The 8,988-nt window shown below is 35.9% G+C and carries 6 protein-coding genes and 1 pseudogene; 3 read left to right on the top strand and 4 right to left on the bottom strand.

What is annotated here, in order from left to right; genetic code table 11:
- Positions 1-254: 254 nt before the first annotated feature.
- Entirely contained in the window at positions 255-851 is a 597-nt protein-coding gene (locus FTV17_RS14950) for a putative adenosine monophosphate-protein transferase Fic (protein WP_004658347.1), read from the bottom strand.
- A gap of 12 nt (positions 852-863) precedes the next feature.
- Positions 864-1,031 carry a YhfG family protein gene (locus FTV17_RS14945; RefSeq protein WP_005245168.1) on the bottom strand — a complete coding sequence of 56 codons (168 nt, stop codon included), beginning with the start codon at positions 1,029-1,031 and terminating at the stop codon, positions 864-866.
- A gap of 274 nt (positions 1,032-1,305) precedes the next feature.
- Between FTV17_RS14945 and FTV17_RS14940 the strand changes: the two genes are divergently transcribed.
- From FTV17_RS14940 to FTV17_RS14930, 3 genes are read left to right on the top strand one after another with little or no spacing between them, the layout of a single operon-like run.
- Entirely contained in the window at positions 1,306-1,770 is a 465-nt protein-coding gene (locus tag FTV17_RS14940; RefSeq protein WP_000911011.1) for a hypothetical protein, read from the top strand.
- Positions 1,771-1,782: 12 nt separating this feature from the next.
- Positions 1,783-4,122 carry a hypothetical protein gene (locus FTV17_RS14935; protein ID WP_002058482.1) on the top strand — a complete coding sequence of 780 codons (2,340 nt, stop codon included), beginning with the start codon at positions 1,783-1,785 and terminating at the stop codon, positions 4,120-4,122.
- A 4-nt stretch (positions 4,123-4,126) separates the two neighbouring features.
- Positions 4,127-7,327 carry a site-specific integrase gene (locus tag FTV17_RS14930; protein WP_151208140.1) on the top strand — a complete coding sequence of 1,067 codons (3,201 nt, stop codon included), beginning with the start codon at positions 4,127-4,129 and terminating at the stop codon, positions 7,325-7,327.
- Positions 7,328-7,654: 327 nt separating this feature from the next.
- On the opposite strand, the gene FTV17_RS14925 is transcribed toward FTV17_RS14930, so the two are convergent.
- Together FTV17_RS14925 and FTV17_RS14920 are read right to left on the bottom strand one after the other, a co-directional pair.
- A complete protein-coding gene (locus FTV17_RS14925) occupies positions 7,655-7,873 on the bottom strand; it encodes a hypothetical protein (protein WP_000550047.1) in 219 nt (72 codons plus the stop codon).
- A 4-nt stretch (positions 7,874-7,877) separates the two neighbouring features.
- A pseudogene (locus FTV17_RS14920) lies at positions 7,878-8,864 on the bottom strand (DUF4113 domain-containing protein); the annotation flags it as partial.
- Between the last annotated feature and the right edge of the window lie 124 nt (positions 8,865-8,988).

The following is an 8,988-nucleotide window of genomic DNA, read 5'->3' as shown; positions in this document are numbered from 1 at the left end:
TTCGCAAGAGATGCGATGGATGTCTGGTGATTTGTAGTCATAAATTTTAGTCCCCACTTGTTTTTAAGTGGGGACTAAATTAAGGCTTATAGGATGAATTCATAAGGTGTGTTCAGCGGACGCTTACCCTAAATTACCCGAAGAGTATTAAGATTTCTAAGAATCGTGATTGTTGGTTTATTTGGGAAATTAATCAGTGGATTGAAGCAAAGATGATGGCTCATTAAGGATTGTGGGCTTCGACTACTTAAATTTTAGGTATTTTGAATAAAGCATATTTCAAAAATCTTAATTAATGGATTTAAATTACCATAAAAACCTTCAATATTGGCTTGAATCCATTGTTGTTGAGAGTCAATGCGAGACCAATCAATACCATAACCACAATGAGCAATCAGATGCTCAAAGAAAATCCGTTGTGTACGTCCATTACCTTCACGGAATGGGTGTATGACATTAAGCTCACAATACAAGTCGGCAAGTTGAGGAATCAGTTGTTGTGGTGCTAAGCCTTGAAAGTATTTTTTTTCTTGAAGCGGTTTGAGTAGTTTATTGGTTTCAATTTCAATACGGGAAAAATTACAAAAACGGGTGTCACCTTTGGAAATATCGATTTGTCTTAACTTTCCTGCCCAGTCGTATAAGTCGCCAAAGAGCTGCGCATGAATTGATTTTAAGTATTGTAAGTCGTAAGGTGGTTCAGCATATTCAATTAAGTTACTTGCCAATCCAGACAGTTCTAGTTCAGCTTGTTCTAAAATTTGTTCATCATGAATATTGAGTTTGTTCTTTAGGATATTTGTGCCAGGGTAACAATACAGGCTGTCACCCATTTCCCCATATTTATCCATACATGCACCTGACTAAGTTTCGGGTTGCGAATACTTCTTATATTTTTGCAAGATTTCAGCTTTACTTTGTTGATTTGTTTGAGCTGTCGTTGTAATGCCTTCAAGCTTTAGGCTGGCTTGATAGTTTTGCGCACGTGTCGCTTGAATATATTTTTTTTTCTGTTCAGTGGTTCTGAGCATTTCGAAACTCCATTGATGCTACACGTGAAGTAAGTATAGCAGAGAATCTTTTTGATCAATGCTGCATACACAGCATTTCAAAATGTAATACAACGGTATTGTTTCATGTAATAACAGAAAACTAAAAAAAAGTGGAAGAATTTTTAAAATTTAGACCACCCATGATAAGTAAACCATATGTATTTGTTGATAATTGTAATTTTGAGAAAATTTAGTTGATAAATTAAATGAATTTTAATATACAAAGATATGCTCATTTTTTATATCGATAAAAATGTTAAAATTTGACTATTTAGTAAAAAATATAGAGATATTTATGGGGCAATTTATCATGCCCTTTTGCTTTGAGCGACAAAATGTTCAATTTAAGATAGTAAAAATTAACTCAGAACTACTGAAAATCAAAAAGATTAAACAGAGCCAGAAAGTAGTAGTACAAGCAAAGTTCAAAATAATCTATGTGAAAATTTGGCAAAAAATATTGCTATTAATGCAAACGGAGCCATGCTTACGTGTACATTCTAATTATGTTGCAATCTTACAGTTGATACATAATCTTGATGATTTTATCGAAAAATCACAGCAACACTTGTGCTTTGAGAGAAAAGCTCAGAAAGAGCTGGATGCTAAATTTTTTGCTAGATTTTTTAAGCTGACAAAGAGTTCAATAAAAGATCAACTTTTACCAAATTGTTCAGATCGTAATGAATTTAACCAATGCAATTTGATAAAAAATTAAGCGAAAGCGAATATGCCAAAGATTGAAACAGAAGAGCAATTCTTAGATTTAGCAGAAAAATTCCAAAAAGATTATTGTTTATTACGCAATCATGTTGTGAATACACAATTTGTCGATCTATCAGATGATTTACGTGAAAAAGCCCATGCTCTATATAAGGAAGCACAACAGATATATGGCTATATATCTAGTTCTAGACAATTAGGTAAATATTATTATCTAGCTTCTTTAAGTTATTTTGCATGCCCGACTACTAGTAATACTCAAGAGCTGTCGTCTGAACGTTATTTGATTCTACAAGCGAGTTTTTTAACATATCGGCAGTATCAAGAATTTGCAAAAATTGATAAAGCTGAGAATAAGCAAAAACATGTTTGTGATCTCTTTCGCTATGTATCACGATATGTTCTGGATTCTAATCATGCTGAATTATTTCAAGAATGCAGTGAGCTACTAAATCGCTATGTCATGTACGAACGTAACTTGAAAAAGGAGGATCGTAATCAACTTTTTAATATTAAAGATTTCAAACAAGTACAAGCCATAGAGTATTTATCGGCTCTATTAATAATTTTTAAAAGACTTGATGATCGTCGTGTTGTTCATCGTCAGCGTAAGTCAAAAAAAAGTAAAGTTTTGCAATGGCCGACGAAAAATGAACTCAAAAAATTTCGTGAAATTAAAACGGGTAAGCAAGTAGATATTGGACATAACGCAAAGATCAGTATTTATGATGCCGCTCTTCACAAAGATGAAGAGGGTGAAGTTGATCTATTAGATCCTGAAATGGAGTTTTATTCAGAAGATGAAAAGTCTAAAAATTTAAATTATATACTCAGCGATAATGCGACGCATCTAATGCGGCATCGCCAGCGCCGTCATGCTCCTTTTGTTACAAATCCACATTATTTGGCGCCAGATATACTGAAGCAAATTGTTTATGTGTTGAGAACCGAGTTATCCGGGCACTGGAGGGATGCTGCAATCGCTGCAGCATGTTTATTGTCACTTTTGACGGGATTATCACCCGTCGCACTGATGGATTTTAACGAGCTTATTCAAGATGGAATTTTGATCCAGAATGGTTCAAGTAGACGTCGCGAATATTTACTCAAATTAAATCTTAAAATTACAGAGCAGAAGATTAAGAGCTTAAATCATGTGCGGTGGAATGAAGTGATGACACATCAACTACATTTACCTTCTGCTTGGTTTGACTATATAGAACAAGCATCGAATCCACTAATTTCATCAACACACATTAATACGAAACTTAAGAATTGGCTTGATAATCGGTTTGTAGGTTCGATCACTGTAGAAAAACTGCAGGCTCAATTATATTTTCATATATATTATGAAACATATAATGAATATCTTGCTCATGTAATTGCTGGGCGGGATAGTCAGCATCACATGCCTGGTATCTATTATGGCGGGCTACCGAAAACTCAACTCAGTAGCACATATCTAGCCTTTTTAGAAAAAGCACTTACACCACATTCCACACATTTTACTGAAGACACGGCTGAACTAAAAATATTGCAACAACAATTCAAAGTGCAATCTGCATTATCTATAGGAAGGATAGGGAGCCAACTGGCACTTGAACCCAATTTTGTGAAAGAGCAATTCCATATTTTACATAGACATTGTCACGAAAACATCCAAGAAGATAAGCACATTATTAATCAACTTAATGCATATGCGTGTTGGATGTGGCATATCAGTTTGTTGAGTTTGGCAAGTCGGCCTAAAAAAAACCTGTTGGGGAATTTGGATGATTATTGTGTTGAGCTCAAGCTTTTATATGTGAATGATAAAAAAAATAGTAAAGCAAGAAAAGATGGTCGTTTTATCCCTTTATCTGATTTTTTCATAAAAACACTGCAAAATTACACTGCCTTTTTAGAACAAATTATTGAAGCGTACGGTTCATTTTTTAGACAAGTCTTTGCAAAGAAGAAGATAACTGTAAATGATCTTTTTGGTAAGGTCATTTTTAGTAAAGATATCTTGCCGATAACTGTCAAAGAATGGCAGAGCAGGAAAATTAAGTTAATCCCTTTATCGAGAAAATGGGTGAATTCATATATGCAAGGAGTCTTTCCAAAGAATATGTATTCGAATTGGTTACGTCATTTTGACATGAACTTTTTGATGCATGAGCAGCAAGAGGGTAAACCAGCATTAGCTTTTCACTTAATTCAGGCCCTGTATGGTCATGACCAACGTGACCGAGAGGCTTTTCATCCGCATTCTTCACTTATCCCGAATGTCTATGTACAGCAAGCCCGCCAGCAATTGCAAGATAATGTCAAATCTTTATCGATTAAACACTTAGAGCGAAAATAGTTGTATGCAAAAAATCAAAGAACTAATAAAACCACAACTAGATGATCTATTTGTTGATATTCATAAAATGGTGAAAAAGTCGCTAGATAGACAGCCTTCTCCACCTGAAGTATTGACGAAAGAAATGCAGCAAAAACTTGATCAGCTGATCGCTGAAAAATGGCATGACATTAAAGATAGTGTTGATTGTTTGAGTCAAAAGTTGAGCCGAGACGAACAATCAAAACTGATGCAATTTACTGAAGATGAATTTAATAAAAGAAGGAAGCAATTCAACCAGAATGTAGATAAAAAATCATACAGAATTAAGCTAAATCCACATACTAAACGGATCGTACTGCCTAGAAAAATTGAGAGTACAGAGTCACGGTTAGAACAGGGGCATCTACATATCCATGTACTTAAGGAATTAAGGCAGTATTGGCAAGATTCATTTGAATATTGGAATGAACCAAAGTACTTATGGGGAAATTTATGCTTAAGTTTTATATATATTTCAGGCTGTGCAGATGAACAGCATTTGATTGCTATTCAGAAGCAATTGCAGGAGGCCATTGAGCTTGGTACAGATCTGAATTGTTTTCGGTTATACCATTCGGACTACAAAAAAATCACTAATCCATTGTTACTACATTATCGTGTTGAAAACTCTCAATATGGCAACGATGTAGAACAGGGAAAGTTGTACCAATGGAAACATGTTTTTTTTAACCCATATGCGCAGTTCATTTTGCAATATTTAAAAAAGTTGAAAGCTACTCAGAAAGAATTTTGTCTGCAACATTCAGTTGAAGATTGTATTTTAGAAAGCTTGAGTAAGATAGGCAGGAAAAAAAGTCTTGGGGATCTGCAATATCAAATTAAACGCCGTGGATTTCGTGCATTTAATGATGTGCAAATGGTACTCGAATTTAATCCAAACCTCAGCATAGATATATTTTTGAGTAATGTGCTTCAGCAAGAGATTAATACTGTTGCTTTAAGGCCATCCGAATTTAGATTGCTGTGGAATAATGATTACAATCAAGTCACAGAAGCAGATAATCGCCCTATTCATTTTGAACAAGAGCAGTTACTTCCTGAAGTTCCGACTGTTCAAAGCAAATTACAAACGATTCCGTATGAGTTGATGTTGTTTGGTCAAAAGAAACGTAAAGGTCAAAAAGTTGAGCGTTTAGATAAAAAGAGGAATAAAGAAGAACGCACGCTACGTTTTTGGCAAGAAACTAGAAGGGTGTTAGAGGAGAAGATAGTTGATGCTAATACGGAGGAAAAGTCTTTAATTGATGCTCAACTACGCTTAATTCACTGGTTAATGCATTTAAAAAAACGAGGGCTTCAATTATCAACTATTGAAAGCTACTTAGGATCGTTTGGCAAAGAATTTATATTTGAGATTTGGCTCAATAAATTAGATTTAAAGCAACAATCCATAGATGACTATGAGGATTTATATCGGCAGCTATTGAAATACAGCAGTGAACGTGATGAAAAAGCAGTTCAACGAGATTCGGTGAAAGGAAAAACCTCTCGTAAGATGCACCAAAGCGCAGAATACCGTTTTGGTCGCCTAAAAGATTTTCATCAATTCTGTATAGAGAATTATGATGCTCCAGGGGTATTGGTGTTACAGAATTCAAGTTTTAAGCATTTACAAATTTGCAATGCACGGCTAGTGAGTCCTTTGCTATTTGGCAAATTATTGGAAAAACTAGAAAATTTAAGTCAAGAGCCAACGGCATCAGAGTGGGTCGATCATCTGAGTTGTTTAAAGCTGATGTATTTACTAAGTTATAGAACTGGACTTCGATTAAATGAAGTTCGTTGTCTTAAAATACAAGATATTATTTGCCCAGAGCTACTTTATAAAGAAAAAGAAAATACAGTTTTTAATAATATCACGCTTCATATCCAAGACAATTCATATCGCCGTCTGAAAACGCGAAGTGCGAATCGTCAAATACCATTGAAAATTGCATTGTCAGAACATGAGTTTTTAGTAGTACAACGTTACATACAACATCGTTATGAGCAATATTTGGTTAATCAGCAGGATGATCTACTTTTTAGTGTGAATCATCGTGTATTAACTGATCAATGTATCAGCAAAATTACAGTAGATTTGTTTAGTCAAATATTAGGTATGCATCATGGCTTTAGTTTTCATACATTACGCCACAGTGCTGCTAACTATCTAGCAATAACTTTGCTCGGTTCAAAAGAAATGATCAAGACCTACACAGATTGTCCTTGGGTAAAAGCAAAAAAGATGAGGGATTTATTGTTTGGTATGAAAGCACGTGCTCAAGAAGAGATTATTCAACATAAATGGCAGGTGCTCGCCTCTTGGATGGGGCATAGCAGTATTGAGCAAACGGCTTCAAATTACCTTCATGTTTTGGATTTATTAGCAGTCGATCGAATTTATAATTCGCCGTGTATCATTTCAAAAAAAGTATTAGAACAGTGTTTTAGTCCAGTGAAGTCAAGTACAGACTACATAAACCTAAATCGTTATACTCAGCAGCAGAAATGGTTTAATTCTTATCAGCAAACACAGCCAGTTACGATGGCTGGCCGACAAGAAAAGAAGTTTAGTATAGAGAAGAGTACTCTGACACCTTTTCAACGTTTGATAAGTTTTAGAGAAGGTCGTTTAAGCGAAGATACCCAAGCTCAAGAATGGATGCAACGATGTCAATGGATGAGCACTAAATGGATGGATCGCCAAAAATTTAATTTAAAAACGAATTATGTTTATAGTAAGAATTTAGAAGAGAGTTGGTTTGATGAACTTTACGAAAAGGCTAAAAAACTGACTCGTCCAGATGAAATAATTCCTCTCCTTGATTTTCATTATAAAGATGATAGGCAGCAAGATGCACTGAAAGAAAAGAACATGGTTAAGGCGCTTAAAATATTATTATTATTTGGAAAACTGCGTAAGAATTTTCTACATTTTCAATGCCGAATGAAAGGTGATGAGCAACAAATTGTTAATTTTATTACTGGTATAGAGCCAATGTTAGGAGATCATCTGTATTTAGAAAAACAAAACTACCCAGTTAATTTGGATGCTCCTGAGCGAACCGTTAAATTTAGTTTTCAAAGAGTTGTCGGCTCTAACAAAAAAAATGTTACTCCGCTGGTTATATTTAATTTAATGTTAAAAATGATGCAAAAAGATGAACTCTGGATCAAATAGCCTAAGCAAACTGAAAAGGGGGAATTGTTTAAAAATCTCTCTGGTTATAAGTAAACTGTCTTTATGAAAAGCATCATACTAACTTTGATTCATAATAAAGGGAATTTAAAAGCTTTAGCATCACAATTTGGTCACTGGATTTTAGACAATAGTGTAAAGATTAGCACTTTGGTAAATCGATGAGCTAAAGTGTTGTAGTCCAAACTCGATCTGACAATTACCCATTTTTTAGTGTGCCCGTCAGGTTAAATTTGAACTGAATTTTTCTCAGCCCAAATTCATTTCCAATCAAGTTATGTTTCAAGTGGCGTGCGAACACTGCACAATTTAATTCACGGTGCCTAAGACAGGTATCAACTTCGGACCAGCCATTCTAGCTTTGCTAATGATTTCCACCAGCTCATCATAAGTCAGTTCAAACTTATCCTCACTATCAAATACATAGACCATATTCTTGCCTTCATGTTCAGGTGGAGTAGGTGGTACAAATCGTTTCGGGATAAGAATTTGTGCGAGTTGTTCGTCAGTTAATTTAAATAAGTGCATGTTTTTATCCTACTCTTGGTAAGTCAGACCATTTGGTTAAATACGAAGGTGATCTAAGGTTTTGATTCATGTGCCATGTGGCTTCTTTATTGTTGGCAATGCCTAGCGTGACGAGATTCTTCCCAAACCGTTCACTGATGGCTTCGATGGCATCTGAAAGCCTTTCTCGCTCTTGCTTATGTGAATAGTCCGTGAATAGATCGGGCACAAACTTGGATTGATCTGTAATTTCGAGCAGCACGATTCCCGCCTTTTTATACTTAAAGCCTTTCTTAAATATCTGATCGATGCCTTTCATCGCGGCCTTGGTGATGAGCAGTAGATCATCCGTATGCTCATGCATTTGAACGACGATGTAAGGCGAGTAGCGCTCTGTCTTATCAAAGCGACCGGTTTGGATATACACGCCGATCATCTTGCAGATTGAGCCATCTTCCCGCATTCGTTTCACGGCTCTGGCCACATAAAGCCGAACCGAAGCTTTAATGTCATCCATTTCATACACTGGGTTGCCATATGAACGGCTGCTGATGATTTGCTTCTTCGCTACAGTATCATCACTAAGGTCAATACAAGAAAGGCCCTGTAGCTCAAGCACCGTCTTTTCCATCACGATACTAAACTGCTTTTTGATTTCTTTAGGATTGGCATTGATCAGATCCAGCACAGATTGAACACCCATAGTATTGAGCTTCTTACAGTTCTGTCTGCCTACGCCCCAAACCTCAGACACATCAACCTGCGCGAGTAGCGTTTCTGTAGAGCATGGGTCCATATGGGCCAGATTACAGACCCCATTGAAGAACTTGTTTTTCTTGGCGAGATGATTGGCAATCTTGGCTTCGGTTTTAGAGCGACCAATTCCAATACAGCAGGGTAGGCCTAACCAACGCCAAGCCTTAGCCCTCATGTCTTGAGCATATACAGTCAGGTCAAATAGATGCTCGTAAGCTGTGAGCTTCAGAAAGCATTCATCAATGGAATAGACCTTGTATCTTGGAGCTTGTAGTGATTAGCTTCCACTATATGCAAATTGTAGAGTTTGTAATAGACCTAAGACTTTTAGTCTGTGAAAGAGATAAAACCTACAATTTGCCCTAACCACTTGCACAACT

Origin of the sequence: Acinetobacter sp. YH12239 (genome assembly GCF_013417635.1) — a bacterium.
GTDB lineage: Bacteria > Pseudomonadota > Gammaproteobacteria > Pseudomonadales > Moraxellaceae > Acinetobacter.
This window is presented reverse-complemented; position numbering and strand designations above follow the sequence as displayed.